Here is a 26,624-nt window from a genome sequence, read left to right as displayed (position 1 = left end):
CGCGGCGGTGTGCAGCACCCGGGCGCGGTCGCGCTGGAACGCGGTGCGGCCGGGGGGGAGGCGGGGGTATGGGGGGTGGTATGGGTTTTGACGAGATGGTCGTGCCGGCCACGGATGCCGGGTGGGATGGGTTGCGGGCGATTCTGGCGGCGCCGGGGGAGGCGGTGGTCGCGCTGGATTTCGACGGGACCTTGGCGCCGATCGTGGCGGATCCGAGTGCGGCGCGGGCGCATCCTGGGGTGGTGGGGGCGTTGCGGGGGTTGGCGCCGGTGGTCGGGGCGTTGGTGGTGGTGACCGGGCGGCCGGCGGGGTTGGCGGCGGAGTACGGGGGGTTCGCGGGGGTGCCGGGGCTGGTGGTGCTGGGGCACTACGGGGCCGAGCGGTGGGAGGGGGGTGTGGTGACGGCGCCGGAGGTGCATCCGGGGGTCGCGGGGGTGCGGGCGGCGTTGCCGGGGGTGTTGGAGCGGGTGGGGGCGCCCGAGGGGACGTGGGTGGAGGACAAGGGGCGCTCGGTGGCGGTGCACACCCGGCGCACGGGGGCGCCGGAGGTGGCGTTGGAGCTGTTGCGGGCGCCGGTGGCGGACTTGGCCGCCGAGTACGGGCTGGTGGTGGAGCCCGGGCGGCTGGTGCTGGAGCTGCGGCCGCCGGGAGTGGACAAGGGGGCGGCGCTGACCGGCTTCCTGCGCGAGCGCGGGGCGCGGTCGGTGCTCTACGCGGGGGACGACCTGGGGGACGTGGCGGCCTTCGCGGCGGTGGAGAAGCTGCGCGGGCAGGGTTTGGCGGGGCTGCTGGTGTGCGCCGGGACGGTGGGGGACGCGCCGGTGCGCGAGCTCGCCGACCGGGCGGATCTGGTGGTCGACGGGCCCGAGGGCGTGGTGGAGCTGTTGGCCGCCTTGGGGGAGGCGGTCAGAGCTCGTTGAGCTGGTCGAGGAACCACTGTTGCGGGGGGAGCGCGGTGGCCGCGGCGGCGAGGCGCTTGGTGCGCTCGGCGCGTTCCTCCGGGCTCATGCTGAGACCGGTGTGCAGCGCCTCGGCGGTGGCGATGACGTCGTAGGGGTTGACGGTGAGGGCGTCGTCGCCCAGCTCGGAGTGGGCGCCGGCCTCGCGGGAGAGGACGAGGGCGCAGCCGCGGTCGGAGACCACCGGGACCTCCTTGGCGACCAGGTTCATGCCGTCCCGGATCGGGTTGACCAGGGCGACGTCGGCCAGGCGGTAGGCGGCCAGGGAGCGCGGGAAGTCGTCGTTGACGTGCAGGATCAGCGGTTGCCAGGTGGGGGTGGCGAATTCCTCGTCGATCTCGTCGGCGAGGCGCCGGACGGCGGCGGTGTAGTCGCGGTACTCGGCGAGGTCGGTGCGGGACGGGTAGGCGAAGGCGATGTGGACCACCCGGTCGTGCCACTCGGGGCGGGTGCGGAGCAGGTGCCGGTAGGCCTGGAGGCCGCGGACGATGTTCTTGCTCAGCTCGGTGCGGTCGACCCGGACGATGGTGCGGCGGTCGCCGACGGCCGTACGGAGGGCGGCGAGGCGTTCGTCGACGTCGGGGCGGTGGGCGCGCTCGCGGAGGAAGTCGGCGTCGGCGCCGAGGGCGTGGACGCCGAGCCGGGTGGTGCGGCCGATGGGGGTCCCCCCGGCCGAAGGCTGGGGGAGGGTGACGGTGAGCTCCTTGTGGTCGACGGTCGCCCCGAGGAGGTCCTCGCAGCAGGCGGCGAAGGCGCGGGCCCAGCGTTCGGTGAGGAAGCCGGCCCGGTCGGCGCCGAGGATGCCGGTGAGCACGGCGCGGGCGACGTCGTCGGGCAGCAGCCGGTAGTACTCGGGCGGGGCCCAGGGGGTGTGGGAGAAGTGGCCGATCCGCAGGTCGGGCCGGGTCTCGCGGAGCAGGGCCGGGACGAGGGAGAGGTGGTAGTCCTGGACCAGGACCGCGGCGTTCGGGGCGGCTTCGGCGGCCAGGGCCTCGGCGAAGGCGGTGTTGTACGCCTGGTAGGCGGCCCACTCGGTGCGGAAGCCGGCGTCGAAGGAGGGCGCGGTGGGGGTCGCGTAGAGCAGGTGGTGGACGAACCACAGGGTGGAGTTGGCGACGCCGTTGTAGGCGCGGGCGAAGGTCTGCGGGTCGATGTCCAGCATCCGGACGGCCTGGCTGCCGACCTCGTGGCCGGCCAGGTCGAGGCGGCCGTCGGGGGCTTCTCTCGCGGCCCGGCGGTCGGCGTCGCCGAGGGCGGCGCAGACCCAGACGGCGTGGGGGTCGTCGATCGCGGAGAGGCCGGAGACCAGGCCTCCGCCGCCGCGGCGCAGGGTCAGCGTGCCGTCGTCGGAGGTGCTGAACGACACCGGTCCCCGGTTGGAGGCCACCAGGACGGGGGCGGTGCCGGTCACACTCGAACGTTCGGTCGTGAGATCGCCCATGGTTGGTACGTTGCCGGGGGGTCGGCGTGGCAAACGTTTCAATGTCGGGCGGCGTACTCGGGCACGGTGTGCATCGGGGGGCGCTCCAGGGCCGTCACGGGGTGGGTGTGGGCGGTGAAGGCGCGGGTCTCCGGGTCGCGGGTGAACTGGGTGAGGTGGGGGTGGACCAGGTCGGCGGAGGCCTTGAGGCGGTGGGTGCGGTCGAGGCGTTCGAGGGCGGTGCGGTAGATGGTGGCGGCCATCCGGCCGAGGGCCTGGCCGTCCTGGTGGCGGTGGTGCCGGACGCCGACGTCGACCTGGGCCAGGGCGTCCAGCCCGGCCAGTTCCAACGCGTCGACCAGCAGGCCGAGTTCGACGCCGTAGCCGGTGGGGAAGGGCAGCCGTTCGAGCAGTGAGCGGCGGGCCGCGTACTCGCCGCCGAGGGGCTGGACGAAACCGGCGAGTTCGGGCCAGTGGAGGTTGAGCAGGGGGCGGGCGACGAGTTCGGTGACCCGGCCGCCGCCCGCCGGGACGATCGCGCCGCTCTCGGTCTCCAGGGGGCGGTCGTACATGGCCTTGACCAGCTGGAGGTTCTCGTCGGTCAGCAGCGGGCCGACGATGCCGGAGACGAAGGCCGGGTCGAACTCGCGCAGGTCGGCGTCCACGAAGCAGACGATGTCGCCGTGGGTGACCAGCAGCGAGCGCCAGAGCACCTCGCCCTTGCCGGGGACGGCGGGCAGCCGGGGGAGTATCGCGTCGCGGTGCTCCACCCGGGCGCCCGCCTCGGCGGCGACCGCGGCGGTGGCGTCGGTGGAGCCGGAGTCGACCACGACGAGTTCGTCGACGAGGGGGATCCGCTCGACCAGCTCGCGGCGGATGGTCCGGACGATGTCGCCGACGGTGGCCTCCTCGTCGAGGGCGGGGAGGACGACGGTGACGGTGCGGCCGGTGCGCTGCTTGGCCTCCAGCAGGGTGTGCACCGGCCGGTCGGCCGCGCTCCACGAGCGGCGGCGGAGCCAGGACGCCGCCTGCGGGAGGAGTGCGGGGGTCGGTTCGGCGGGCACGGTGACTCTCCTCGGCGGGATAGGTGGAACGGGCCATCTCGCTTGGCGGACGGTCCCTTTCGGGTTGGACGCCTTCGGATACAGTCTTCGTACAGCGGTCGGACCTTTGCACGCCGGGGTCGCCGCTGAACCATAACTTCACATGCTCATCCAGAGGGACTGAGGGAACGGCCCGTTGACGTCCCGGCAACCTTCTCGCTCGGCTGTCGTCGACAGGCCCCGGCGGGACAGGTGCCAATTCCGGCCCGTGGCGCGACCGCGCCACGGGGAAGATGAGGAGAGAGGCCTCCGCCATCATGGCTATCGACACCGTCGCACCCTCCCCCAGCCTTCGGCCGGGGGGACTCCCACCCGTCGACCTCGGCCCCGCCGCCGCGCTGTCCTGTCGGGAGTGCGGCACCCGCTTCCCGCTCGGCCCGAACTTCGCCTGCCTGGAGTGCTTCGGGCCGCTGGAGATCGCCTACGAGTTCGGCAGCGAGCGCGCCGAGGAGCTGCGCAAGCGGATCGAGTCCGGTCCCGCGTCGATCTGGCGCTACGCGCCGCTGCTGCCGGTGCCGGCCGACGTGGCTTCCAAGCCCAATCTGAACCCCGGCTGGACCCCGCTGGTGAAGGCGGACAACCTGGGGCGGGAGCTCGGGTTCACCGCGCAGCTGCACGTGAAGGACGACTCCGGCAACCCGACGCACTCGTTCAAGGACCGGGTGGTGGCCTGCGCGATCGAGGCCGCCCGGGCGTTCGGCTACACCACGCTGTCCTGCTCCTCGACCGGCAACCTGGCCGGTGCGGTGGGCGCGGCGGCGGCCCGGGCCGGGTTCCGCTCCTGCGTGTTCATCCCGCACGACCTGGAGCAGGGCAAGGTCGTGATGGCCGGGGTGTACGGCGGCGAGCTGGTGGGCATCGAGGGCAACTACGACGACGTGAACCGCTTCTGCTCGGAGCTGATCGGGGACCCGGCCGGCGAGGGCTGGGGTTTCGTCAACGTCAACCTGCGGCCGTACTACGGCGAGGGCTCCAAGACGCTGGCGTACGAGATCTGCGAGCAGCTGGGCTGGCGGCTGCCGGAGCAGATCGTCATCCCGATCGCCTCGGGCTCGCAGCTGACGAAGATCGACAAGGGGCTGCAGGAGCTGATCAAGCTGGGTCTGGTGGAGGACCGGCCGTACCGGATCTTCGGGGCCCAGGCGGCGGGCTGCTCGCCGGTGTCGGCGGCGTTCAAGGCCGGCCGCGACGTGATCAAGCCGGTGAAGCCGGACACCATCGCCAAGTCGCTGGCGATCGGCAACCCGGCGGACGGCCCGTACGTGCTGGACATCGCCCGTCGGACGGGCGGCGCGGTCGAGGACGTCACGGACGCGGAGGTCGTGGCGGCGATCCGGCTGCTGGCCCGGACCGAGGGCGTCTTCGCCGAGACCGCGGGCGGGGTGACGGTCGGCGTGCTGAAGAAGCTGGTCGAGACCGGTCAGCTGGACCCGGCCAAGGAGACCGTCGCGATCAACACCGGCGACGGCCTGAAGACGCTGGACGCCGTCTCCGGGGCCGGGATGACCGCCGTCATCAGCCCGACGCTGGACTCCTTCCGCGCCGCCGGCCTCGCGTCCGCCTGAACCACCCCCACCCCCCCGCTAGGAGAGCCATGAGCGCCAACGTCCGCATCCCCACCATCCTGCGCACCTACACCGGCGGCGCCGCCGAGGTGACCGCCGAGGGCTCCACCCTGGCCGAGGTCATCGCCGACCTGGAGGAGAACCACGCGGGCATCTCCGCCCGCATCCTGGACGACACGGGCAAGCTGCGCCGCTTCGTGAACGTGTACGTGAACGACGACGACGTGCGGTTCGCCGAAGGCCTGGGTACCGCGATCAAGGACGGCGCCAGCGTCTCGATCATTCCGGCGGTGGCCGGCGGCTGCTGAGCCGTTCCGGCCGCTCCCGGCCCTCCTGACCCGCTTCGAACGGCTTCCCGGCCGCCCGCACCTACGGAATTCCACTCTCCGTAGGTGCGGGCGGCCGCCTGCATTTTCGGCGGGAATATTTCCGGGTCAAGTCGGAGTAGAGTGTGGCTCTGCTGGGAAAAGGGCTTCCCTTCCGGCCCGCGGGGTGCTTCGCCGGAGGTCGTCCGGAGGCTGGGACGGGCCCGGGGACCGGGCCGTGAAACATGTCAGGCCGATGTCAGAATTCCTGCGGGCATTTGGGTAATTCGTCCGCTATGTCCGGCGTGGAATGCCGACTTCCTTCCGTTTTGCTCGGTCTTGTCTCTTGGCGGGGGCGAGGAATTCCCGGCGATTGGCCCTGTTGCAGAGGGCGTCGATCCGGATACATTCAGCGGCGGTCGACGTAATCGCCCGCTCACGGAAGCCTTCCGGTGTTCCCGTGCGGAGGATTGCGGCGTGCACGGCTGCGCTCAGGGGGGGTTCCCCGGGCCGGCCTCCAAACCAGACCCGGGCCCGCGACCTGCGGGCCCGTGAAGGGCCAGCACAGCACTAGGGGAGTTCGGAATGGCTCAGGGCACCGTCAAGTGGTTCAACGCGGAGAAGGGCTACGGCTTCATCGCGGTCGACGGTGGTGCGGACGTCTTCGTCCACTACAGCGCGATCCAGATGGACGGCTACCGCACCCTCGAGGAGGGCCAGCGGGTCGAGTTCGAGATCTCCCAGGGACAGAAGGGCCCGCAGGCGGACATGGTCCGCGCGGCGGTCTGACCCCTTCCGGCTCCAGGAGCTCGGCGCGGCCCACGGCTGGTGGACCACTCGCTTCTCGACGGGCCCGTACGACACGCGTCGTACGGGCCCGTTCGCGTTCCCGCGCGGGCCCGTTCGCGTTCCCGCGCGGGCCCGGACGGGCACCGGCGCGGGCCCGGACGGCGGCTCGCGGGTTGGCGATTGGGCTTGCACTCGACCACCCGGAGTGCTAATCATTGGCGTTAGCACTCACAGCGTGAGAGTGACAGCGGACCGGGTCGGTGAGGCCCCCGGGAGCGGTAGGGGAATGGACCCCCGCACACCAGGGCCGTCCGTCGCGGGCACCCCTTGGTCCGAGCAGTCGACCGTGTCCCGGAGGACCACTTCAGATGGCCAAGATCATCGCCTTTGATGAGGAAGCTCGCCGCGGCCTTGAGCGTGGCATGAACCAGCTCGCCGACGCAGTGAAGGTCACGCTCGGCCCCAAGGGTCGCAACGTCGTGCTGGAGAAGAAGTGGGGCGCCCCCACGATCACCAACGACGGTGTCTCCATCGCCAAGGAGATCGAGCTCGAGGACCCGTACGAGAAGATCGGCGCGGAGCTCGTCAAGGAGGTCGCCAAGAAGACGGACGACGTCGCGGGTGACGGCACCACCACCGCCACCGTGCTCGCCCAGGCCCTGGTTCGCGAGGGTCTGCGCAACGTCGCCGCCGGCGCCAACCCGATGGCTCTGAAGCGCGGCATCGAGAAGGCCGTCGCCGCCGTCTCGGACCAGCTGCTGGCCCAGGCCAAGGACGTGGAGACCAAGGAGCAGATCGCCTCCACCGCCTCCATCTCCGCCGCTGACACCCAGATCGGCGAGCTGATCGCCGAGGCCATGGACAAGGTCGGCAAGGAAGGCGTCATCACCGTCGAGGAGAGCAACACCTTCGGCCTGGAGCTCGAGCTCACCGAGGGCATGCGCTTCGACAAGGGCTACATCTCCGCCTACTTCGCCACCGACCTGGAGCGCATGGAGGCGACCTTCGAGGACCCGTACATCCTCATCGCCAACTCCAAGATCGGCTCGGTCAAGGACCTGCTCCCGCTGCTGGAGAAGGTCATGCAGAGCGGCAAGCCGCTCGTCATCATCGCCGAGGACGTCGAGGGCGAGGCCCTGTCGACCCTGGTCGTGAACAAGATCCGCGGCACCTTCAAGTCCGTCGCCGTCAAGGCCCCGGGCTTCGGCGACCGCCGCAAGGCCATGCTCGGCGACATCGCCATCCTCACCGGTGGCACCGTGATCTCCGAGGAGGTCGGCCTCAAGCTGGAGAACGCCGGCATCGACCTGCTGGGCACCGCCCGCAAGGTGGTCATCACCAAGGACGAGACCACCATCGTCGACGGTGGCGGCGACAGCGAGCAGGTCGCCGGTCGCGTGAACCAGATCCGCGCCGAGATCGAGAACAGCGACTCGGACTACGACCGCGAGAAGCTCCAGGAGCGCCTCGCCAAGCTGGCCGGCGGCGTGGCCGTCATCAAGGCCGGCGCGGCCACCGAGGTGGAGCTCAAGGAGCGCAAGCACCGCATCGAGGACGCCGTCCGCAACGCCAAGGCCGCCGTCGAGGAGGGCATCGTCGCCGGTGGTGGCGTCGCCCTGCTGCAGGCCGGTGTCGCCTTCGACAAGCTCGAGCTGGACGGCGACGAGGCCACCGGTGCCAACATCGTCAAGGTCGCGCTCGAGGCCCCGATCAAGCAGATCGCGACCAACGCCGGCCTCGAGGGTGGCGTCGTGGTGGAGAAGGTGCGCAACCTCCCCGCCGGTCACGGCTTGAACGCCGCCACCAACGAGTACGTCGACCTGGTCGCCGAGGGCATCATCGACCCGGCCAAGGTCACCCGCTCCGCGCTGCAGAACGCCGCCTCCATCGCGGCGCTGTTCCTCACCACCGAGGCCGTCATCGCTGACAAGCCGGAGAAGGCCGCCGCGGCCGCCGGCGGCGGCATGCCGGGCGGTGACATGGACTTCTGATCCTGATCGCTTCGATCGGGTCGGTTGACTCCTCGTCCGCGTGGGCGGTCCCCTTCGGGGGGCCGCCCACGCGGCGTTTCCGGGCGGTCGGCGTTTCGCGGGAGAATGGGCGGATGGCTTCCGACGACATCGAGACCGCCCTGCACAACGCGCGGGCACTGATCCTGGCCGACCTCACCGCGCGGGACGTGGCGGACGCCGCCGTCGTCTCGCTGGTGGAGCAGGCCGTCACCCACCGCCGCTGGTGGCTGGAGCAGTGGCCGGACGGCACCGAGTACGTGCTCGGGCTGGTCGCCCAGGACGTCCAGGACGCGCTGCTGGAGGCGTACGGGCGGTGGCCGCTGTGCACCGCCTGCGCGGCCGACGGGGACCCGCACGCGCTGGGCGTGGAGCCCGAGCTGGGGCCGGAGCCGCACTGGGTGTGCGGCAAGCGGGGCGTGGCGGTGGCGCCGGTGGGGGAGTTGGTCTAGTCCTCGAGCCGCTCGAGCTCGGCCGTCAGGTTGGCGCGGGCGGGCGCGGTGTGGCGCTGGTGGGCGGTGGGGGTGCGGTAGAGGGCCGGGAGCGCCAGGAGCCTGCGCAGGACGGCGGCCCGGCCGGCGCGGAAGTCCGGTTCCGGGACGAAGCCGTACTCCTCGCGGACGGCGGCCGCGTAGGCCGCGTACGCCTCGGGGGTGCCGCCGAGGACGGCGAGGTCCGCGTCGCAGAGCACCTCGCCGTTGCGGTCGCCGGGGGCCGGGTCGTGGGTGAGGGTGAGCAGGACGAGCCGTTCGACCTCGGCGACGCGTTCGGCGGGCAGTCCGGCGGTGGTCAGCGCGCGGACGGCGAGGGCGGCGCTGCGCTCCTCGTTCTCGGTGCGGTCGGGGCGGTAGACGGCGTCGTGGAACCAGGCGGCGAGCCGGACGGCGTCCGGGTCGGCGGCGTGGTCGGCGAGGTCGTCGACGCGCCGCAGGACCGCGCGCAGGTGCTCAGGGGTGTGGTAGCGGCGTTGCGGCTCGGACCAGCGGCGCAGCAGCTCCCGTCCGTACGGTTCGGGGCCGTCGGTGGCGCCGCAGCGGTTGAGCAGGGCGGTCCAGGCGGTGAGCAGGTCCTCGGTCGGCATGGGCACATTCTGTCGGCTGGTTCGGGTGGACGGGATATGCCGGTCAGCGATATATGTAGACGCATGACAGAACGCTCCATGCAGGAGCCGACGCTGCTTCTGCTCACCGCGCTGGCCGATGCTCCGAGACACGGTTACGCGCTCATCCAGGAGATCGCCGCGATCTCGGACGGCCGGGTCAAGATGCGCACCGGCACGCTCTACGGCGCGCTCGACCGGCTGCTCGGCCAGGGCCTGATCGAGGTCGCCGCCGAGGAGGTGGTGGACGGCCGCGCCCGGCGCACCTATGCGCTGACCGACGCCGGTCGGGGTGCGCTGGCCACCGAGGCCGAGCGGCTGCGGGCCGTGGCCGCCGAGGCCGAGCGGCGGCTGTCCGTCGCCGTTGTCAGTCCGAAGGTCAGGGGGGCCTTGGCATGACCGATTCGACTGTTGCCGTCCGTACGGCGCTGGCGCTGTACCCGGGGCGGTACCGCCGCGAGCGCGGGGACGAGCTGGCCGTGGTCTTCGCCGACACGACCGCCGGGGCCGGGCCGGTGGCCAAGGCCCGTGAGCTGTTCGACCTGGGCGCCTACGGGCTGCGGATGCGGACCGGGCTGACCTCGACGTCCACCGGCGGGCGGCTGGCGGCGCTGGCCGCGCCGCTGGTGGTCGGGGCGGTGGGCGGGACGGCGGCGGTGTACGCGGTGCTGGAGTACCTGGACGCGCCCCGCGGCTGGCAGCAAGTGCCGCGCCACCTCGGGGCGCTGGCGTTCTTCCTCGCCCACTGGGCGCTGGTCGGGTCCGCGGTGCTCTCCGCCGGGGCGGTGCTGCTCGGGCGGTGGACGGTGGCGAAGCTGCTGGCCGGGGTCACGGCGCTGGCGGCGATCGCGGCCATCGTGCAGCCGTTGACGTACCCGTACGCGCGCCAGCCGTTCTGGGACGTCCTCTTCGAGTTCCAGTGGTCCGGGCCGTTCCTGCTCTGGTCCCTGGTGTTGCTGGCGGCGCCGAAGGACGCCCTGCCGGTGCCGACCTGGCGCGAGCGGGGTCTGGTGCTGGCGGCGGCGATGCTCGCCCCGACGGTGTCGATCTCGACCAACTTCTCCAGCAGTTGGCACCACTTGGCCGCGCCGTGGCGCGCGCTGATGATCGTCGTGCCGCTGTTGATGACCCTGACGGCGGTGCGCGGCTGGTACCTGGTGGCGGTTCCCGGGCTCGCCGCGCTGCCGTGGGCGTTCAGTGTCAACCTCCCCGCGCTGTGGCAGCAGGAGGGCGGTGCCTGGAAGCTGCTGCCGATGGCCGGGCTGACGGTCGTGGTGGCGGTCGTGCTGGCCGTGGTGGGCCGCCGGAAGGGTCCGTCAGGGCCGGGCGGGCGGCAGTTGGCCTGAGGGGACGGAGAGCGGGGGTGCGGTCTCGCCGGGGGCGGCCGGATGTGGCAGGCTGTCCCACATGTCTAGACCAATTCTCGAAGTCATCGCGCTGACGCCCCAGGACGCCCAGGCTGCCGAGTCGGGCGGCGCCGACCGGCTCGAACTGGTCACCGACATGGCCGCCGACGGACTCACCCCGTCCGTCGAGGACTTCGCCCGGATCCGGGCCGCCGTCGGCATCCCGCTGCGCGTCATGCTCCGGATCCGGGACGGCTTCGCCCCCGGCGACCTGGACGAGCTGTGCGCCCGGGCCGGCGCGCTGCGGGCCGAGGGGGCCGAGGAGTTCGTCCTCGGCTTCCTCGACGCCGCGGGCGCCGTCGACCTGGCCGCCACCACGGCCGTCGCCGAGGCGATCGCCGGCTGCCGCTGGACCTTCCACCGGGCGATCGACCACAGCGCCGACCGGGCCGCCCTGCGCGCCGCCGTCGGCGCGCTGCCCGGGCTGGACACCTTCCTCACCTCCGGCGCGGCCGCCGGGGTGGACGCCGGGCGCGAGGTGCTGGCCGCCGAGCTGGCCCGCGCGGGCGGGCCCGGGTACACCCAGCGGATCCTGATCGGCGGCGGTCTGCGGGCCGAGCACCTCGAGGAGCTGCGGGCGGAGGGCTTCGACGCCTTCCACGTCGGCGGCGCGGTGCGGGCCGACGGCTGGCGGACGCCCGTCGACGAGGCCAAGGTCGCCGAGTGGCGGGCGCTGATCGACGCCTGAGTGCTGTACGTGAAGGGCCGGTCCTCGGGACCGGCCCTTCGGCGTCAGCGCAACTGCTCGGGCAGCGGCTCGCTGTGCAGCACCGTCAGGCCGGAGACCGCACGGGTGAGCGCCACGTACAGCCGGCGCAGGCCGGTCCGCTCGTCCGGCTCGCCGGCGATCACCGCGGCCGGCTCGTCCAGCACCACGTAGTCGTACTCCAGACCCTTGGCCAGCGAGGCCGGCACGAGGGTCAGCCGGGCCTCGGTGCTGGTCTCGGTGCCGGGGGAGAGGTACGGCAGCCCGGCCGCGGTGAGCAGCTCGGCGAGCTGCGGGATCCGGGCGTCGGCGGCGATCAGACCGGTCGAGCCCTCGTTCTCCAGCGCCTCCCGGCAGGCGTCCAGGACGGCCTGCTCCCACTCGGTGATCCGGCGGATCACCAGCGAGCCGGGGGCGTCGCGGACCGAGGTCGCCGGTGCCAGGCCGGGGGCGATCGCGGGCAGCAGCCGGGAGGCGTACGTGATGACCTCCTCGGGCACCCGGAAGCCCTTGGTCAGCTCCTCCACGTGCGCGTCCGGCTTGCCCAGGTGGTGCAGCGCGTCCGGCCAACTCGCCGTCGCCCAGGGGGTGGTGCCCTGGGCGAGGTCGCCGAGGACGGTCGCCGAGCCGGTGGTGCAGCGGCGGCCGACCGCGCGGTACTGCATCGGGGAGAGGTCCTGGGCCTCGTCCAGCACCACGTGCCCGAGCGAGGGCGTGCGCTGCACCAGGTCGGTCGCCTCGTCCACCAGGACGGCGTCGGCCGGCGTCCAGCGGGCGGTCTTCACCGAGCGGCCGGGCTTGGGCCACAGCACCGCCCGCTGCTCCTCGGGGGTGAGGATTCCCTCGGCGCACTCGGCCAGGAACTCCGGGTCGGAGAGCAGCCGCAGCACCAGCTTGGCCGGGTCGACGGCCGGCCAGCACTCCTTGACCACGGCCTTGACCGCGCTGTTGCGGGCCACCGCGTCCTGCACCCGGTCGTCCGGGGCCTCGCCGCCCTGCTCCATCTTCAGCAGCACGGCGTGCGCGATGCGCTGCGGCAGGGCGTCCCGGGCGGCGCCGTAGCGGACCTCGCGGCCCTTCAACTCCTCGATGATCTCGACCAGTTCGTACACCGGGACGCGCCAGCGGCGGGAGCCGCGGACCACCACGCAGGGCTCGGTGGGCAGCGTGATGCCCGCCCGCACCGCCCGGCGCAGCACCTCGGCCATCCGGGCGTCGCCCTTCAGCCGGGCCGCCTCCGGGTCGTCCTCGCCCTTCACCTCGACGTGGGCGACCAGCTGCTGCACGGTGGCCTGGGCGACCTCCAGCTCGCCGAGGGCGGGCAGCACCTGTTCGATGTAGGAGAGGAAGGCGTTGTTCGGGCCGATCACCAGGGTCCCGGTCCGGGCCAGGCGCTCGCGGTGGGCGTACAGCAGGTAGGCGACGCGGTGCAGGCCGACCGCGGTCTTCCCGGTGCCGGGCGCCCCCTGGACGCAGATGGTGCCCGTGATGTCGGAGCGGACGATCTCGTCCTGCTCGGGCTGGATGGTGGCGACGATGTCGCGCATCGGGCCGACGCGGGGCTTCTCGATCTCGGCGGCGAGCAGGGCGGAGGTGGTGGACCCCCCGGCGGAGCCGGAAAATGTCTCTGCGGCCGGGTCGGTGAGGTGTTCGTCCTCGTAGGCGGTGAGTTCGCCGCCGGTGTAGCCGAAGCGGCGGCGGCGCTCGACGTCCATCGGCTCGGCGCGGCTGGCCCGGTAGAAGGGCTGGGAGACCGGCGCGCGCCAGTCGATCACCATCGGGTCGCCGTCGGCGTCGTGCACGTGGCGGCGGCCGATGTAGAAGCTCTCCCCACCTCCGCCCTCGCTCAGTTCCTCGCTGACCGCGTGCAGGTAGTCGAGGCGGCCGAAGAACAGCGGGGTGTCGGAGAGGTCGGCCAGGGCGGCGATCCTGGCCTCGATCTGGTTCTGGAGGATGACGGCGGACACCCAGGTGCCGGTCACGTCGCGCAGGTCGAGCGACTCGACGTCCTCGCGCATCGCTCGCAGCGCGGACCGGGACGCGGCCAGGTGGTCGCGTTCGCGCTGGAGGGGGTCGGTGGTGGGGGTGGCGGGCACAGCGAACCTTCCCGGCTGCCCCGGTGGCGGGCGCAGCGGATCGATGGAGCTCACGGTGGTGTACGGCCGACCGGTTGCCGTGCGGTCGGCGCCTCCCCCGGCTGCCTGCGGGACGGACACCGTCAGGTACCACGGTTCGGGAGGGGGCAGACGGACGATCTTAGACCCGTCCGTCTCAGGGTTCCAGCCCCGCAGGTCTCGGGGCTGCCGTACACCTGGAGGAGGACGGCCGCCTCGCTGGATGCGGCCTTTGGAGTGATGCCGTGGGCCGGTCGGGTGCCTACCGTTGAAGACATGAGCAGTGAGAACACCACCCCCCGTCCGGGCCCGGCCGGCGCGACCGCCGTCCAGGGCCGCCACCGCAACCCGCTGGGCACCGTTCTCCGCAACGTCGGCATCGCGCTGGACACCGCCGCGCGGGTGATCTTCCTCGGGCGCGACGGTGTCCGGTACTGAAACGCCTTACAGCACGTCGTCCGCGTCGATGATCCGGTACGCGTAGCCCTGCTCGGCCAGGAAGCGCTGCCGGTGGGCGGCGAAGTCCTGGTCCACGGTGTCGCGGGCGACCACCGAGTAGAAGTGCGCCGCGTGCCCGTCCGCCTTGGGGCGCAGGACGCGGCCGAGGCGCTGGGCCTCCTCCTGGCGGGAGCCGAAGGTCCCGGAGACCTGGATGGCGACCGTCGCCTCGGGCAGGTCGATCGAGAAGTTCGCGACCTTGGAGACCACCAGGACGCTGATCTCCTTGTTCCGGAAGGCGTCGAAGAGCTTCTCGCGCTGGGCGTTGCTGGTCTCGCCCTTGATCACCGGGGCGTCCAGGACCTCCCCGAGCTCGTCCAACTGGTCGATGTACTGGCCGATGATCAGCGTCTGGTCCTTCTCGTGCTTCTTCACCAGCGCCTCCACCACCCGCCGCTTGGTCGCGGTGGTCGCGCAGAAGCGGTAGCGCTCCTCCGGCTCGGCGGTGGCGTAGGCGAGCCGCTCGGAGTCGGTGAGGGTGACCCGCACCTCGCAGCAGTCGGCGGGCGCGATGTAGCCCTGCGCCTCGATCTCCTTCCACGGGGCGTCGAAGCGCTTCGGGCCGATCAGGCTGAACACGTCGCCCTCGCGGCCGTCCTCGCGCACCAGGGTGGCGGTCAGGCCGAGCCGGCGGCGGGCCTGGAGGTCGGCGGTGAACTTGAACACCGGCGCGGGCAGCAGGTGCACCTCGTCGTAGACCACCAGGCCCCAGTTGCGGGCGTCGAACAGCTCCAGGTGCGCGTACACGCCCTTCCGCTTGGTGGTCATCACCTGGTAGGTGGCGATGGTGACCGGGCGGATCTCCTTCTTCGTCCCGCTGTACTCGCCGATCTCGTCCTCGGTCAGCGAGGTGCGCTTGACCAGCTCGTGCTTCCACTGGCGGGCCGAGACGGTGTTGGTGACCAGGATCAGCGTGGTCGACTTGGCGTGCGCCATCGCGGCCGCGCCGACCAGCGTCTTGCCGGCGCCGCAGGGCAGCACGACCACGCCCGAGCCGCCGTGCCAGAAGCCCTCGACCGCCTGTGCCTGGTACGGGCGCAGCTGCCAGCCGTCCTCGTCCAGGTCGATCGGGTGCGCCTCGCCGTCCACGTACCCGGCGAAGTCCTCGGCGGGCCAGCCGAGTTTGAGCAGCACCTGCTTGATCTGCCCGCGCTCGGAGGGGTGCACCACCACGGTGTCCGGGTCGACCCGGGCGCCGACCAGCGGGACGATCTTCTTGGAGCGCAGCACCTCCTCCAGCACCGGGCGGTCGGTGGTGGTCAGCACCAGCCCGTGGGTGGGGTGCTTGACCAGCTGGAGCCGCCCGTACCGGCCCATGGTGTCCGCCACGTCCACCAGCAGCGCGTGCGGCACCGGGTAGCGCGAGTACGTCACCAGGGCGTCCACCACCTGCTCGGCGTCGTGCCCGGCCGCCCGCGCGTTCCACAGCCCGAGCGGCGTCACCCGGTACGTGTGCACGTGCTCGGGCGCCCGCTCCAACTCGGCGAACGGCGCGATGGCGCGGCGGCAGTCGGCGGCCTTGGGGTGGTCGATCTCCAGGAGAAGAGTTTTGTCGCTCTGGACGATGAGCGGTCCGTCGTTCACGCGGGGGAGCCCTCCACTGGCTGACAGGCTGGATTGACGCAGACCCTCCAGTGTCGCTCATCCCGGGCGGTACGTGGGTGGGCTCCTTCGGACTGCCGTTGGTCGACCGGCCGCCGCGTCGTCCGCAGCGGGCGGCCCCGATACGCCGACATCCACGCTCGTCGGGGTCGAGCGTGGATGTCGGCGAAGCGTTCGACTGTTCAGATGTGCCGGTCCCGTGGGCCGGGTGGTTGGAGCGTTGCGGTCACCAGTGGTGGTGGTCGTCGCAGGGGTCGATGACGGTGGGGTCGGTGGCGGTGGCGGTGCCGTCGCCGCCTCCGCTGACCATGGCGGTGTTGGTGAGGGTGCCGGTGGCGGTGCGGGCGACGCGGACCCGCAGCGTGATGGGCGGGTAGGTGTTCCTGGGGTTGAGGACGTCGCTGCGGGTGCAGGTCAGGGTCCTCAGGGTGCAGCGCCATCCCCTGCCGGTGATGCTGGTGGCGGTGAGTCCGGCCGGGAGGGTGTCCTTCATGGTGACCGTGGTGCCGTCGGTGGGGGCCGTCCCGTTGTTGCCGACGGTGATGGTGTAGGTGCCTGTCCTGCCCGCGGTGAAGTTGCCGGTGTGGGTCTTGGTGATGGTCAGGGCGGGCCCCGCGGGGACCGGGGTGATCGCGATACCGAACGGCCCGGTGACGGGGATGGTGGCGGTGACGGTGTTGGTGGTGGTGTCGATCACCGACACGGTGTTCGAGGAGAAGTTGCCGACGTAGACGTGTTTGCCGTCGGGGTTCATCCCGAGCTTGTAGGGGCTGGTGCCGACGGGGACAGTGGCGGTGACGGTGTTGCTGGTGGTGTCGATCACCGACACGGTGCCGTCGGCGACATTGCCGACGTAGACCTGGTGGCCGTCCGGGGTGATCGCGTTGCCGTACGGGTTGTTGCCGACGGGGATCGCGGGGCCCACCACGGTGTTGGTGCCGGTGTCGATCACCGACACGGTGTTCGCGGAGAAGTCGTCGACGTAGGCGTGCAGGCCGTTCGGGGTGATCGTGATGCCCGACGGCTGGGTGAAGCCGGGGATGGTGGCGGTGACGGTGTTGGTGGTGGTGTCGACCACCTGTACCTGGCCAAGGCTGAGCTCGGTGACGTAGACATGGGAGCTGTCCGGCGTGATCGCGATGAACCGCGGATCGCTGCCGGAGGCCAGGGGGATGTCGGTGGTGACCGTGTTGGTGGTGGTGTCGATCACCGACAGGGTGCTCGTGCCGAAGTTGGGGAGATAGGCGTGCAGCCCGTTCGGGGCGATCGCCACATCCTGCGGGGAGTCACCGGCGGGCAGGGGGATCGTGGTGGTGACGGTGTTGGTGGTGGTGTCGATCACCGACACGTTGTCCGAGCTGCGGTTGGCGACGTAGGCGTGCAGGCCGTTCGGGGTCACCGCTACAGCCACCGGTCTGGTGCCGACGGGGATGGTCGTGGTGACGGTGTTGGTGGTGGTGTTGAACACCGTCACCGTGTTGGCGCCGGGGTTGTCGACGTAGCCCTGCTGGCCCGTGGCGGCCATGGCCGGGGACGGGGCCAGCACCGGCAGGGCCAACCCGGCCGTCAGGGCCAGTCCCGCCGCCACGGCCCGCACCCGCACCCACGGCCCGGGCCGAGGCCCACTGCTTTCGGACTCCGGACCGCGACGTGCGGGCTCACCCGCGGAATCGTGTGGACGGGCCAGACGCATCGCTCTCTCCTCACAACCGGCGCCACGGCCCCGCGCCCCACCGCGAGCTGCGGTGGGACGCGGAGCCGTGAACTGTGAAAAAGCAGGAACGAACGATGTATACGTCGCATTGACGGATGGTCAGCGCGACACGCCCTCGCGGCGGCCGAACGAGGGATCGCCCCGAGTGACCACGGTCCGTACCCGCTCGTTGAGCAGGTCATGAAGACCTCGAAGCGCGTTCTCACCGCCCTCGCCCTGATGGGCACGGCCTTCGCGGCCACCGCCTCCTCGGCCGGTTCCGCCCACGCCCTGGCGGGCATCGGGGAGGGGCCGGGCGGGCTGCTCGCCACGCCCGGGTTCCTGCTCGCGGACACCGTCACCGGGGGCGAACTGCCGGTCGGGCAGGGGCAGATCGGCAGCCTGGCGGACCAGGCCGTCAAGGAGAAGATGAAGGAGTCGCAGGGGCACTGACGGGCCGTGTGCGCTATTCGTCCAGTTCGGCGACGCCGGTGATGCGGTGGAGGGCGAAGGTGCGCAGTTCGTCGGCGTGGTGGTCGAAGGCGGTGACGAAGCCGCCTTCGACCTTGACCGGGTCGATGATGCGCTGGCTGGCGATGCCCTCGGCGTTGAGGTAGCCGATCCACATGCGTTCGCCGAGGAGGACGGCCGTCTGGAGGGCGGCGAGGGTCTCGGCGGCGGCGGTGCGGGGGAGTTGGCGCGGGTCCGGGGTGGGTTCGCGGCGGGTGGCGGTGGCGGCGCGGTCGCCGGCCCGGATGGCCTTGATGGCGGCGGCGAGGAGGGTGTCGTCGGGCGTGGGCGGGCCGTCGGGGACGGGCGTGGGGGCGGTGCGGGGCGGGGTGCGGTGGCTGTCCGGGCGGGTGATCAGGACGTCGCCCTCGGCGGATTCGGCGGCCGGTGCGTAGCCCATGGTGCGCAGGGCGGCGAGCAGGACGTCCGGGGCGGCCTGGGAGGCGAGGACGGTGGGGGCGAGCAGCCGTAGCCGCAGGTCGGCGGCGCGGCGGTCGGCGAGCACCTCGTTCAGCAGTGCGGGGTCGTCGCAGCGCAGGTAGGAGGAGGCGGCGCCGACCCGCAGGATGCCGTGGCGCCGGGCGACGTCGTCGATCAGGTAGGTGAGCGGCTGGGGCACGGGCGTGCGGCTGTGCTGGGCCAGGAAGGTCTGCAGGTCGGCGGCGGTGCGGCCGGCGTCCAGGGCGCGGCGGACGGAGGTCGGGCTGAACCGGTAGACGGTGGCGCCGCCCTTGGACTCGATGTCGGCGCAGAGCGCGAGCGCCTGGGCGAGCGGGGTGAGCAGCGGGCCGGGGGCGATCGCGGTGAGGTCCGGCTGGAGGATCACGTGGTCCAGTGGCTGCGGCAGCAGCGGGGCGAGCACCTCGGCCGGGTCGGACTCGGCGGTGAGCAGGGCGCGGCCGGGGGCGGCGAGGGCGCCGCGGCCGGTGATGCCGAGGAGTTCGGCCTCGGCGAGGGTCCAGGTGGTGAGGTCGTCGCGCAGCTCGCGGCCGTCCGGGCCGGTCGGGCCGCCGCGCAGCGGGCGCTGCCAGCGCAGGGTGGGCAGCAGTTCCTCGGCGGTGGCCGGGGTGCCGGGCGGGAGTTCGGCGAGCAGGGCGAGCGTGGCGCGGCGCACCGACGGGGCGAGGGTGCGGTCGAGTTCGGGGCCGAGGGCGGCGCGCGGCTTGCCCTTGTTGTCCGGGGTGCCGGTGAGGGCGGGGACGCGGGTGGCGGCGAGCCAGGCGGCGGCCAGGACGGACCAGCGCTCGGCGGTGTCCAGCTGCAGCCAGCTGTCGTACCCGGGGGTCGGCGCCCAGCACTCGTCGACTTCGCCGTCGGGGGCCAGCAGGCCCGCGGTGTAGGCGAGTTCGAGCCAGAAGGCGGCCTGCTGCTCGGTGGTCTCCAGGGCCTGGGCGGCGCGCTTGAGGTCCCGTACGCCGAGGCCGCCGGCCCGCAGGGTGGGCGGCGGGGTGAGGCCCCAGGTCTCCAGCAGTTCCTCGACGGTCTTGACGGCGGTGTGCGCCTGGCCGGCCGAGGTGCTGTCCACAGCCTGTGGATCGCGCGGGGCGGCGGCGGGCGCGGGCTCGGGAGGGAGCGGTTCGACGGTGCGGTGGGTGCGGCCGCCGCGCAGGTGCAGGGCCAGTTCGCGGGGCAGCACGACGCTGCCCGGGCTGGTCGGCAGCAGCAGGCCGCGGGCGAGCAGCCATTCGACCGGGCTCTGCGCGTCCTCGGCGGTGACCGGGCGGGTGGCGTCCGGGACGGTGCCGGTGGGCGGGCCCCAGACCAGCCGGTCCAGCAGCCGCAGCGCGGCCTCGGGGGCGGTCTCCAGCAGGGCGGCGCAGCGGGCGCGGTCGGTGAGCAGGGCGGTCAGGGCGGCGACGGCGGTGACCGGGTCGGGGGTGGCGGGCTGCCCGGCGGAGGCGAGCAGCTGCTGCAGCCGGGCCGGGGACATGCCGGTGGTGGCCTCGGCGAGGGTGGGGCCGAGGCCGGTGCGGCCGGGGTTGGCGGCGGTCGGGGCGAGCGCCTCGCGGACGGCGAGGACCAGCCGTAGGCCGTTGTCCGGGCCCCAGAGCAGCGCCCGATCGCGCAGGGTGGCGATGGCGCGGGGGAGGGCGGCGGCGACGGCGGAGCGGTCGGCCGGGGTGAGCGGGGTGGCGCCGGGGTGCGGCTTGACCTTGGCCGGGCCGGTCAGCAGGGTCCGTACGGTGGTCAGGCCGGTGCCGTCCGGGGCGGTCGCCAGCGCCTCGGCGACCTGCAGGGTGAACCGGTCGAGCCGTTCCAGGGCGCGCAGCGCGGAGGCGCGCGAGGAGAGCCGGGCGGACAGCTGGGTGAGGTCGCCGGGGACGGGGTTCAGCAGGTCGGGGCGGGACCGGAGCAGGGCGGCGAGCGCGTCGTCGGGGCGGGCGCGCAGCTCCTCGGCGAGGGTGCGGGGGCCGGCGGGCGTCCTACCTTGGCGTTGGGGGCCCTGCTGTGTGGTCATTCGACCTAGGTTAGTCGGGAGCACGGACGGCGGGGTGCGCTCGTGCGGCGGGCTGCGCCGGTGGACGGCGGTGTTCGGCTCGGACTCGCGCGGGCGGGGCACGGTGGGTACCGTCACGGCGGAGGGCGGTTCGGTGGGCGGCCGCGCTCTGCATGTCCATGGGCGGGCCGGGCGAGGCGGGGTGTCGGTGATGACGGACGGCGAGTGGTGGCGCAAGAGCGGGCCGTGGAGCGAGCGGGCGGGGTCGTCGGGTGCGTCCGTTCCGGGGGCCGAGGGGGAGACGGCCGGCGGGCCGGCCGAGGACCGCGTGTACGGTCCCCCGGCCGCTTCCGGCGCATCGGGCGGCGGCATCCCGAACGTGTCGCTGGACCTGCCGGGCGTCGCCGGTCCGTCGGAAGGCTCGGGGGTGATCCCGCCGCCGACGGTGCAGAGTTCGAGCCCGTGGACGATGACGATGCTCGACTTCTCGGACGCGCCGCAGCCCGCGCCGAGACCGGTGCCCGAGCAGCGCGCGGCCGAGGAGACGGCGCAGCAGCAGCCGGTCGAGCCGGCGGCCGGGGCGAAGCCGTCGAACCCGAAGCGGCAGCGGAAGGTGAAGGCCAAGGCCGCGCCCGCCGGGGCGGCCGGTCCGGCCAAGGGCGCCCGCCGGCCGTCCCCGCTGATCCTGCTGTCCTGCGGCCTGCTGGTCGGCGGTGCGGTGTCCGGTTTCTTCCCGGCCATGCTGGCGGGCTGGGGCCTCGGCTATCTGACCCGTCAACTCTCCGATTTCATGCGCAAGTTCGTGATCCTCGGGATCCCGCTGGCGACGATGAGCGCGACCACCCTGTTCGCGATGAACCGCGCCAAGCAGGCCGCCGGGGGCGGTGCCGGAGGTGCGGTCCAACCCGGCTCCCCGCTGGGCCAGTTCAGCTGGTCCATGGCGCCGGGCGTGCTGCGCACGGCCGCCGTCCTGACGGCGGTGGTGCTGTTCCTGCTGAGCATGCGCCGCCGCCCACCGCAGCAGGGGTGAGTCAGCCGCTCGGCCCTCAATCGCCCTGCTGGGCCGCCATGCCGAGGATTCCGGCGAGGACGGCGGCCGGGTCGTCGGTGGGCAGCGCGTGCCCGGCGCCGGGGACGACCTCGACCCGGGCGGCCGGGGCGAGCCGGTGCAGTCGCTCGGAGACGGCCGTGGCGTCGTGCAGGGCGCTGCGCTCGCCGAGCAGGAAGAGCGCGGGGGTGCTGAGGCGGCTCAGTTGCTCGTCGCCGAGGGTGGTGGCCGGGGGCAGTCGGCGGCGGAATCCCATCGAGGCGCGCATCAGGACCATCAACTCGGTGTCCAGGATGGCGCTGTTGTCGACGGCCTTTGCCAGTCGGGGCCGGAGCGGGCGCGGTGCAAGGGCGGCGAGGCCGCCGAGGATGAGCCAGGTGTAGAAGCGCCGTCCGACGTCGGCGAGGCCCGCCGGGTCGACCAGGGTGAGGGCGGCGGTCCGTCCGGGGTGGCGGATCTGGTGGTGGAGGGCGATCCAGCCGCCATAGGAGCAGCCGACCAGGTGGGCGGCCGGGACGTCGAGGGCGGCGAGCAGTTCCTCCAGCCAGTCGGCGGCGTCGTGGCCGTCCGAGATCGGGGCGCTCTGCACGCTGGCGCCGGGTTCGCCGACGGTGTCCACGGCGAGGACGGGGTGGTGTGCGGCGAGGCGCTCGACGTACGTGTGCCACATCAGGGCGTTGCCGCCGGAGCCGGGGAGCAGCACGATCGGCTGCCCGTGGTCGGGGCCGGTGCGGTGGACGCGGGTGGTGCCGAAGCGGGTCGGGACGTCGAGCGGGGTGCGCGGTCCCGGCCAGAGCTGGGTGAGCGCGTGCTCGTACGCGGTGCGGAAGCGGGATTCGGCCTTGCCGTTCTTGAACTCGCTGATTCGCATGGTACAGGTGTATCACATGCATGATACGTGTGTACCAAGAGAAGGAGGCGGACCGTGGCAGAGAAGGTCGACCATGAGGAGCGGCGGCGGCAGATCGCCGAGGCCCTGCTGCGCATCGCGGACACCGAGGGCCTGCAGTCGGCCAGCATGCGCGCGGTCGCGACCGAGGCGGGCGTCTCGCTGCGCCTCGTGCAGTACTACTTCACGACCAAGCAGGGCTTGCTGCTCGACGCCCTGGCCCGGCTCGGCACCCAGCTCCAGGCCCGGATGGAACGCTGGATCGGCGAGGCCCGGGCCCCGCGGGAGGTGGTGACGGCGGTCCTGTCCTGCATCCTGCCGACCGATGCCGAGAGCCGCCGGATCACCCGGACGTACGCGGCGTACTACGCGCTGGTCCTCAGCGACCCCGAGGTGCTGGAGAAGCAGGCCGCGCAGCCGCCCGTCGTACTGGAGGGCTTCGTGGCCAAGCAGCTGCGCGCGGCGCAGGAGGCCGGGGCGATCGCGCCGGAGCGGGACGTCGAGCTGGCGGCCGCCGGACTGCTGGCGATGGTCAACGGGCTCGGCTCCAGCGTCCTGGGCGGACAACGGGATGGCGAGCAGGCGTTGGCGATCCTCACCCACCACCTGGACGAGCTCTTCCGGCCACCGCGCGATCACTGACCACATTCGCGCGCCGTCCGTGTCACATTCGCCCCGCGCGATCCGTCGGTGGAGCAGTGGAGCAGTGAGCACCACCGATGACACGAAGGGACGACGGCGAGATGCTGACGAACATCATGTACGTGACGGTCTACGTCACCGACCAGGACCGCGCCCTGGAGTTCTACACCGACCGGCTTGGCCTGGAGAAGCGCGTCGACTACCCGGGCCCCGACGGCCGCTTCCTGACCGTGGCAGCCCCGGGCAACCCGCTGGAGATCGTCCTGTGGTCGCACGCCCCGGCCGCGGGGCAGCCCGCCGGGCGCCAGCCCGGAGGGGACGCGCCCGGCCCGGTCTTCCTTGAGTCGGACGACCTGCGGGCGGACTTCGAGGTGCTGCGCGAGCGCGGCGTGGTCTTCGAGCAGTCCGAACCGGAGGACTACGGCTTCGGCATCCGCATCGAGGCCGTGGACCCGGACGGCAACCGCATCTCCCTCCGCCAGCGCGCCGCCTGGCAGGGCTGAGGCACACGGTGGGCTGCTCAGGAGCAGGAAGTCGGCGGGTCCGACGTCCTGCTCCGGCGCCTCCTGCCGGCACCGGGTGACGGGCCGCGCCGGGAGGGGGGCACCCGTCCGGGGCCGGGGGCTAACACCCGTACGGGACGGGTGCTTTCCCCGTTCTTCGGGCCCGCCCGGTTGGCCAGACTCGGGGCATGCCCACACAGCCCGTGACGATGACCAAGCCCGCTCCCGAGATCCTGCGGGCCGCCGCCCCGCAGCCGGACGGCGGCGGCAGCGACTTCGCCCAGCTGAGCCGCCGGATAGCCGCCGAGGGACTGCTCGACCGGCGCCCGGTGTATTACGCCGTGCGCGCCGGACTGGTGCTCTTCGCGTTCCTGGACGCCTGGTGGGCCCTGTTCGCGCTGGGCGACACCTGGTGGCAGCTCGCCCTGGCCGCCGTGATGGCCGGGGTGTTCGCCCAGGTCGGCCTGCTCTCCCACGACCTGGCGCACCGCCAGGTGTTCAGCCGGCGCCTGCCGAGCGAGGTCGGCGGCCGGATCGCCGCCAACCTGCTGATGGGCATGAGCTACGGCTGGTGGATGAACAAGCACACCCGCCACCACGCCAATCCCAACCACGAGACCCGGGACCCGGACGTCTCCCCGGACCTCGTCGTGTGGTCGCAGCGGCAGGCCCGGCAGGCGAGCGGCCTCGCCCGGTTCATCGGCCGCCGCCAGGCGTACCTGTTCTTCCCGATGCTCCTGCTGGAGGGCCTCAACCTCAGCTTCAACAGCTTCCGCGCGCTGCGGAGCCCTGCGGTGAAGCGCCCGCTGCTGGAGGGCGTCCTGCTGGTGGTCCACTTCGCGGCCTACTCCGGCCTGGTCTTCGCCGCTCTGCCGCTCGGCAAGGCGGTCGCCTTCCTCGCCGTGCACCAGGCGCTGCTCGGCGTCTACCTGGGCTGCGTCTTCGCCCCGAACCACAAGGGCATGCTGATGGTGACGCCGGAGATGCGGCTCGACTTCCTGCGCCGCCAGGTGCTCACCTCGCGCAACGTGCGCGGTGGCCTGCTCCTGGACGCGGTGATGGGCGGCCTCAACTACCAGGTGGAGCACCACCTCTTCCCCAGCATGCCGACCCCCGTGCTCGGGCGGGCCGCCCGGATCACCCGGGAGTTCTGCGCGGAGAAGGGCATCCCGTACTACGAGACCGGCCTGCTCCGCTCGTACCGGGAGATCCTGGCCCATCTGCACCGGACGGGCGAGCCGATCCGCTCCGGGGGCTGACCAGCGGGTTCGAGCCCGTACGATGCCCGTACGCAACCGAGGCTGGGGGAGCCGACGTGGTACGGGTTGGGTTTCGGCGGGTGCTGGCTGCGGTGCTCTTCGCGGTGCCGGTGGTCCTGGTCGCGGGCGTCGGCCTGCTGTGGTGGGGGATCCACAGCGCGACGGCGATCCCGGACCCGCCGGACGTCCCGGGGCTGGCGAAGTCCCCGGAGACCGTCGAGGCCCGGCGGACGGCGACCGAGCTGATGGACGGGCAGGTCGGCAAGCTTCCCGAACTGCTGCCGTGGGCAGAGAAGTTGGGCAGTTCGACGGTGGACGTCTGCCAGTCGGAGCATCGCACCAACATGGTGGCGCTGATGAGCCCGGGCGTCTGGTCGCCAGCGGCCTGCCAGCGGACCGTGAACGTGTACCTGGCCTTCGACGGGAGCGACGTCCGGGCGCGCCTGGCCGACCTGGACCGGTACCTGGACGCCCAAGGCTGGCGGAGCGCCGACCTGTGGAAGGGCCTGGTCGCGGCGGACCAGTACGCGCACCAGACGTCCCGCGACGCGACGCCGGAGGAGGTGGCGCAGGCGGCGGCGCGGCCGATCGCCCCGTCCGTACGGTTCAACCTGCGGGCCGGGAGAGCGGTGCGGACGGAGCTTCGGGTCGATGTGGGCAAGGCGCCGTCGCACTACATGGAACCCGGCGAGGACGACTGGTACCAGGAGCACGGCACCCGGCAGTACCGGAACGACGACGAGCACCGGTCGGAGTACCTGACCTGGCAGCCGGTCCGGCCGAACGAGGTCATGAAGCCGGCCGAGGGCCGGTACGTGGTGGTCCTGGGTTTCACGACCAGGTACGCGGAGGAGAAGGGCCTGGACGCCCCCCGATAGCCGGGAGCCGGCCGGCCGGTCAGGTGGCTGACTGGCGGGACGGGCTGCGGTGGGAGCGGATTCTCGACAACCAGGCGAGTGCGGGCCTGGCGGAGTGTGTGCGGCGGGGGGTGTGGAGCAGGAAGTCGGCGGGGCCGACTTCCTGCTCCACGGCTTGACGGGCGGGGCGCCGTGGGCGATCAGCCGGTGCAGCCGGGGACGGACCCGGGGGGTGCGCAGTTGTCGGGGGTGTTGTTGATGACCGTGGAGCGGATCAGCGTCACGGGACCGGCGTTGAGGCCCTCGTAGATGCCACCGCCGCCGAGTGCGGTGTTGTTCTGGACCGTGGACGAGGTCAGCGTCACCGTGCCGCTGTTGGGGCTGCCACCGCCCGCGTTGATGATGCCTCCGCCGACGTTGGCGCTGTTGCCCTCCACCAGGGAGTGGTCCAGGTTGACCGTGCTGGTGCCGACTTCGATGCCGCCGCCCTGGCCCGGCGTCGTGTTGTTGCTCACCGTGGAGTTCTTCAGCGTTGCCGTGCCGAAGGAAGTGGAGATGCCGCCGCCCCCGAAGGTGGCGGAGTTGTTCGTCACGGTGGAGTGGTCCAGTGTCAGCGTGCTGTTGAAGCTGTCGATGCCTCCGCCTGACGAGGCCGAGTTGCCCGTCACGGTGGAGTGGTCGAGCGTCAGCGCGGTGCCGGAGTCCATGAAAATGCCGCCTCCGTTGTTGGCGCCGGTGCCGTTGGTGATGGTCAGGCCGGTGAGTGTCACCTGGGCCGCTGCGAAGAGCACGACGACGCTGCCGTTGTGGTTGCCGTCGAGGGTCGCGCCGCTGACGCCCCTGATGGTCAGGTTTTTGGTGAGGACGAAGTTGCCGGTGCAGGTGCCGCTCACCAGCAGCGTTGATCCGGCGCTGGCGTCGTTGATCGCCGTCTGGAGATCGTCGGTGGGGCACTGTACCCGGGTCGCCACCGGGGCTGCCTGGGACGGGACGACGCCGACCAGGCCGGCCGCTGCCGTCATCGCGGCGACGGTGGCGGCCAGGGTCCGTCGGCTTGTCTGCAGGGACATCGTGCTCCTCGTGCACTCATCGGGCCTCCCTTCGGGCCCGCCTAGCTGTACTGACCACGGAGGTTGGTGACAGGGCTCACGGCGTGGTGATCTTGAAATGAGTGAGGGCCTTCTGGCTCGGTGTGGATTGCGACATCTGCA

25 protein-coding genes and 1 riboswitch are annotated in these 26,624 nt (G+C 72.6%); of the genes, 16 read left to right on the top strand and 9 right to left on the bottom strand.

What is annotated here, in order from left to right; translation table 11 throughout:
- The first annotated feature begins 68 nt into the window (after positions 1-68).
- The gene (otsB, locus tag ACWCYO_RS34260; RefSeq protein WP_270144980.1) at positions 69-920 is read left to right on the top strand and encodes a trehalose-phosphatase; all 852 of its coding nucleotides are present in this window, start codon (positions 69-71) and stop codon (positions 918-920) included.
- Here the strand turns inward: otsB and ACWCYO_RS34255 are convergent.
- Together ACWCYO_RS34255 and ACWCYO_RS34250 are read right to left on the bottom strand one after the other, a co-directional pair.
- A complete protein-coding gene (locus ACWCYO_RS34255; protein WP_270144978.1) occupies positions 907-2,400 on the bottom strand; it encodes an alpha,alpha-trehalose-phosphate synthase (UDP-forming) in 1,494 nt (497 codons plus the stop codon). The two genes, otsB and ACWCYO_RS34255, sit on opposite strands and share 14 nt — an antisense overlap.
- 38 nt (positions 2,401-2,438) lie before the next feature.
- Positions 2,439-3,443, bottom strand: a complete 1,005-nt coding sequence (locus ACWCYO_RS34250; protein ID WP_270144977.1) for a glucosyl-3-phosphoglycerate synthase — start codon at positions 3,441-3,443, stop codon at positions 2,439-2,441.
- A 143-nt stretch (positions 3,444-3,586) separates the two neighbouring features.
- Positions 3,587-3,722, top strand: a riboswitch (SAM riboswitch).
- A gap of 17 nt (positions 3,723-3,739) precedes the next feature.
- Here ACWCYO_RS34250 and thrC point away from each other — a divergent pair.
- The 5 genes from thrC to ACWCYO_RS34225 all read left to right on the top strand — a co-directional run bounded on the left by thrC (position 3,740) and on the right by ACWCYO_RS34225 (position 8,602).
- The gene (gene thrC / locus ACWCYO_RS34245) at positions 3,740-5,047 is read left to right on the top strand and encodes a threonine synthase (RefSeq protein ID WP_270144975.1); all 1,308 of its coding nucleotides are present in this window, start codon (positions 3,740-3,742) and stop codon (positions 5,045-5,047) included.
- 29 nt (positions 5,048-5,076) lie between these two features.
- The gene (locus ACWCYO_RS34240) at positions 5,077-5,355 is read left to right on the top strand and encodes a MoaD/ThiS family protein (protein WP_449786393.1); all 279 of its coding nucleotides are present in this window, start codon (positions 5,077-5,079) and stop codon (positions 5,353-5,355) included.
- 582 nt (positions 5,356-5,937) lie between these two features.
- Positions 5,938-6,141: a cold-shock protein gene (locus ACWCYO_RS34235; RefSeq protein WP_030289665.1), complete on the top strand. Its 204-nt coding sequence runs from the start codon at positions 5,938-5,940 to the stop codon at positions 6,139-6,141.
- Positions 6,142-6,509: 368 nt separating this feature from the next.
- Entirely contained in the window at positions 6,510-8,132 is a 1,623-nt protein-coding gene (gene groL, locus ACWCYO_RS34230) for a chaperonin GroEL (protein WP_270144962.1), read from the top strand.
- A 113-nt stretch (positions 8,133-8,245) separates the two neighbouring features.
- A complete protein-coding gene (locus ACWCYO_RS34225; RefSeq protein ID WP_270144959.1) occupies positions 8,246-8,602 on the top strand; it encodes a hypothetical protein in 357 nt (118 codons plus the stop codon).
- Here ACWCYO_RS34225 and ACWCYO_RS34220 read toward each other — a convergent pair.
- The gene (locus tag ACWCYO_RS34220) at positions 8,599-9,231 is read right to left on the bottom strand and encodes an HD domain-containing protein (RefSeq protein WP_449786392.1); all 633 of its coding nucleotides are present in this window, start codon (positions 9,229-9,231) and stop codon (positions 8,599-8,601) included. The two genes, ACWCYO_RS34225 and ACWCYO_RS34220, sit on opposite strands and share 4 nt — an antisense overlap.
- A gap of 63 nt (positions 9,232-9,294) precedes the next feature.
- Between ACWCYO_RS34220 and ACWCYO_RS34215 the strand changes: the two genes are divergently transcribed.
- From ACWCYO_RS34215 to ACWCYO_RS34205, 3 genes are all read left to right on the top strand, one after another.
- Positions 9,295-9,648, top strand: coding sequence for a PadR family transcriptional regulator (locus ACWCYO_RS34215; RefSeq protein WP_270144955.1), 354 nt, complete (start codon positions 9,295-9,297; stop codon positions 9,646-9,648).
- Positions 9,645-10,595 (top strand): hypothetical protein, encoded by a 951-nt coding sequence (locus ACWCYO_RS34210; RefSeq protein ID WP_449786391.1) that lies wholly within the window; start codon positions 9,645-9,647, stop codon positions 10,593-10,595. The genes ACWCYO_RS34215 and ACWCYO_RS34210 overlap by 4 nt, the downstream gene beginning before the upstream one ends.
- Before the next feature lie 61 nt (positions 10,596-10,656).
- The gene (locus ACWCYO_RS34205; RefSeq protein ID WP_270144951.1) at positions 10,657-11,343 is read left to right on the top strand and encodes a copper homeostasis protein CutC; all 687 of its coding nucleotides are present in this window, start codon (positions 10,657-10,659) and stop codon (positions 11,341-11,343) included.
- A gap of 44 nt (positions 11,344-11,387) precedes the next feature.
- Here the strand turns inward: ACWCYO_RS34205 and ACWCYO_RS34200 are convergent, their stop codons facing one another.
- Positions 11,388-13,457 carry a HelD family protein gene (locus ACWCYO_RS34200; RefSeq protein ID WP_449786390.1) on the bottom strand — a complete coding sequence of 690 codons (2,070 nt, stop codon included), beginning with the start codon at positions 13,455-13,457 and terminating at the stop codon, positions 11,388-11,390.
- A gap of 294 nt (positions 13,458-13,751) precedes the next feature.
- On the opposite strand from ACWCYO_RS34200, the gene ACWCYO_RS34195 reads away from it, so the two are divergent.
- Entirely contained in the window at positions 13,752-13,913 is a 162-nt protein-coding gene (locus tag ACWCYO_RS34195; RefSeq protein WP_270144948.1) for a hypothetical protein, read from the top strand.
- 6 nt (positions 13,914-13,919) lie between these two features.
- On the opposite strand, the gene ACWCYO_RS34190 is transcribed toward ACWCYO_RS34195, so the two are convergent.
- Both ACWCYO_RS34190 and ACWCYO_RS34185 read right to left on the bottom strand, forming a co-directional pair.
- Complete coding sequence (locus tag ACWCYO_RS34190) at positions 13,920-15,557, bottom strand: DNA repair helicase XPB (RefSeq protein WP_449786389.1); 1,638 nt, start codon at positions 15,555-15,557, stop codon at positions 13,920-13,922.
- A 244-nt stretch (positions 15,558-15,801) separates the two neighbouring features.
- The gene (locus tag ACWCYO_RS34185; protein ID WP_449786388.1) at positions 15,802-17,163 is read right to left on the bottom strand and encodes a beta-propeller fold lactonase family protein; all 1,362 of its coding nucleotides are present in this window, start codon (positions 17,161-17,163) and stop codon (positions 15,802-15,804) included.
- A 306-nt stretch (positions 17,164-17,469) separates the two neighbouring features.
- Between ACWCYO_RS34185 and ACWCYO_RS34180 the strand changes: the two genes are divergently transcribed.
- Positions 17,470-17,721, top strand: a complete 252-nt coding sequence (locus ACWCYO_RS34180) for a hypothetical protein (protein WP_449786387.1) — start codon at positions 17,470-17,472, stop codon at positions 17,719-17,721.
- Positions 17,722-17,734: 13 nt separating this feature from the next.
- Here the strand turns inward: ACWCYO_RS34180 and ACWCYO_RS34175 are convergent, their stop codons facing one another.
- Positions 17,735-20,236, bottom strand: a complete 2,502-nt coding sequence (locus ACWCYO_RS34175) for a helicase-associated domain-containing protein (RefSeq protein ID WP_449786386.1) — start codon at positions 20,234-20,236, stop codon at positions 17,735-17,737.
- Positions 20,237-20,426: 190 nt separating this feature from the next.
- On the opposite strand from ACWCYO_RS34175, the gene ACWCYO_RS34170 reads away from it, so the two are divergent.
- On the top strand, positions 20,427-21,245 hold the full coding sequence (locus ACWCYO_RS34170; protein ID WP_449786385.1) for a hypothetical protein: 819 nt from the start codon (positions 20,427-20,429) through the stop codon (positions 21,243-21,245).
- A 16-nt stretch (positions 21,246-21,261) separates the two neighbouring features.
- On the opposite strand, the gene ACWCYO_RS34165 is transcribed toward ACWCYO_RS34170, so the two are convergent.
- Positions 21,262-22,134 carry an alpha/beta fold hydrolase gene (locus ACWCYO_RS34165; RefSeq protein ID WP_449786384.1) on the bottom strand — a complete coding sequence of 291 codons (873 nt, stop codon included), beginning with the start codon at positions 22,132-22,134 and terminating at the stop codon, positions 21,262-21,264.
- Positions 22,135-22,188: 54 nt separating this feature from the next.
- Here ACWCYO_RS34165 and ACWCYO_RS34160 point away from each other — a divergent pair, with 54 nt between their 5' ends.
- The 4 genes from ACWCYO_RS34160 to ACWCYO_RS34145 all read left to right on the top strand — a co-directional run bounded on the left by ACWCYO_RS34160 (position 22,189) and on the right by ACWCYO_RS34145 (position 25,434).
- On the top strand, positions 22,189-22,794 hold the full coding sequence (locus ACWCYO_RS34160) for a TetR/AcrR family transcriptional regulator (protein WP_270144936.1): 606 nt from the start codon (positions 22,189-22,191) through the stop codon (positions 22,792-22,794).
- Between the two features lie 77 nt (positions 22,795-22,871).
- Entirely contained in the window at positions 22,872-23,297 is a 426-nt protein-coding gene (locus tag ACWCYO_RS34155) for a VOC family protein (RefSeq protein ID WP_270144934.1), read from the top strand.
- A 209-nt stretch (positions 23,298-23,506) separates the two neighbouring features.
- Positions 23,507-24,556 carry a fatty acid desaturase family protein gene (locus ACWCYO_RS34150; RefSeq protein WP_449786394.1) on the top strand — a complete coding sequence of 350 codons (1,050 nt, stop codon included), beginning with the start codon at positions 23,507-23,509 and terminating at the stop codon, positions 24,554-24,556.
- An 80-nt stretch (positions 24,557-24,636) separates the two neighbouring features.
- Positions 24,637-25,434 carry a hypothetical protein gene (locus ACWCYO_RS34145; protein ID WP_449786383.1) on the top strand — a complete coding sequence of 266 codons (798 nt, stop codon included), beginning with the start codon at positions 24,637-24,639 and terminating at the stop codon, positions 25,432-25,434.
- A gap of 179 nt (positions 25,435-25,613) precedes the next feature.
- Here the strand turns inward: ACWCYO_RS34145 and ACWCYO_RS34140 are convergent, their stop codons facing one another.
- A complete protein-coding gene (locus ACWCYO_RS34140; RefSeq protein WP_449786382.1) occupies positions 25,614-26,483 on the bottom strand; it encodes a hypothetical protein in 870 nt (289 codons plus the stop codon).
- Between the last annotated feature and the right edge of the window lie 141 nt (positions 26,484-26,624).

It is taken from the genome of Kitasatospora sp. NPDC001683, assembly GCF_053596495.1.
This window is presented reverse-complemented; position numbering and strand designations above follow the sequence as displayed.

Excerpts from the sequence above, each read along its gene's own strand:
- otsB (WP_270144980.1), top strand. The coding sequence starts at position 69 with ATGGGGGGTGGTATGGGTTTTGACGAGATGGTCGTGCCGGCCACGGAT.
- ACWCYO_RS34255 (WP_270144978.1), bottom strand. The coding sequence starts at position 2,400 with ATGGGCGATCTCACGACCGAACGTTCGAGTGTGACCGGCACCGCCCCC.
- thrC (WP_270144975.1), top strand. The coding sequence starts at position 3,740 with ATGGCTATCGACACCGTCGCACCCTCCCCCAGCCTTCGGCCGGGGGGA.
- ACWCYO_RS34240 (WP_449786393.1), top strand. The coding sequence starts at position 5,077 with ATGAGCGCCAACGTCCGCATCCCCACCATCCTGCGCACCTACACCGGC.
- ACWCYO_RS34235 (WP_030289665.1), top strand. The coding sequence starts at position 5,938 with ATGGCTCAGGGCACCGTCAAGTGGTTCAACGCGGAGAAGGGCTACGGC.
- groL (WP_270144962.1), top strand. The coding sequence starts at position 6,510 with ATGGCCAAGATCATCGCCTTTGATGAGGAAGCTCGCCGCGGCCTTGAG.
- ACWCYO_RS34225 (WP_270144959.1), top strand. The coding sequence starts at position 8,246 with ATGGCTTCCGACGACATCGAGACCGCCCTGCACAACGCGCGGGCACTG.
- ACWCYO_RS34220 (WP_449786392.1), bottom strand. The coding sequence starts at position 9,231 with ATGCCGACCGAGGACCTGCTCACCGCCTGGACCGCCCTGCTCAACCGC.
- ACWCYO_RS34215 (WP_270144955.1), top strand. The coding sequence starts at position 9,295 with ATGACAGAACGCTCCATGCAGGAGCCGACGCTGCTTCTGCTCACCGCG.
- ACWCYO_RS34210 (WP_449786391.1), top strand. The coding sequence starts at position 9,645 with ATGACCGATTCGACTGTTGCCGTCCGTACGGCGCTGGCGCTGTACCCG.
- ACWCYO_RS34205 (WP_270144951.1), top strand. The coding sequence starts at position 10,657 with ATGTCTAGACCAATTCTCGAAGTCATCGCGCTGACGCCCCAGGACGCC.
- ACWCYO_RS34195 (WP_270144948.1), top strand. The coding sequence starts at position 13,752 with ATGAGCAGTGAGAACACCACCCCCCGTCCGGGCCCGGCCGGCGCGACC.
- ACWCYO_RS34180 (WP_449786387.1), top strand. The coding sequence starts at position 17,470 with ATGAAGACCTCGAAGCGCGTTCTCACCGCCCTCGCCCTGATGGGCACG.
- ACWCYO_RS34175 (WP_449786386.1), bottom strand. The coding sequence starts at position 20,236 with ATGACCACACAGCAGGGCCCCCAACGCCAAGGTAGGACGCCCGCCGGC.
- ACWCYO_RS34170 (WP_449786385.1), top strand. The coding sequence starts at position 20,427 with ATGACGGACGGCGAGTGGTGGCGCAAGAGCGGGCCGTGGAGCGAGCGG.
- ACWCYO_RS34165 (WP_449786384.1), bottom strand. The coding sequence starts at position 22,134 with ATGCGAATCAGCGAGTTCAAGAACGGCAAGGCCGAATCCCGCTTCCGC.
- ACWCYO_RS34155 (WP_270144934.1), top strand. The coding sequence starts at position 22,872 with ATGACACGAAGGGACGACGGCGAGATGCTGACGAACATCATGTACGTG.
- ACWCYO_RS34150 (WP_449786394.1), top strand. The coding sequence starts at position 23,507 with ATGACCAAGCCCGCTCCCGAGATCCTGCGGGCCGCCGCCCCGCAGCCG.
- ACWCYO_RS34140 (WP_449786382.1), bottom strand. The coding sequence starts at position 26,483 with ATGTCCCTGCAGACAAGCCGACGGACCCTGGCCGCCACCGTCGCCGCG.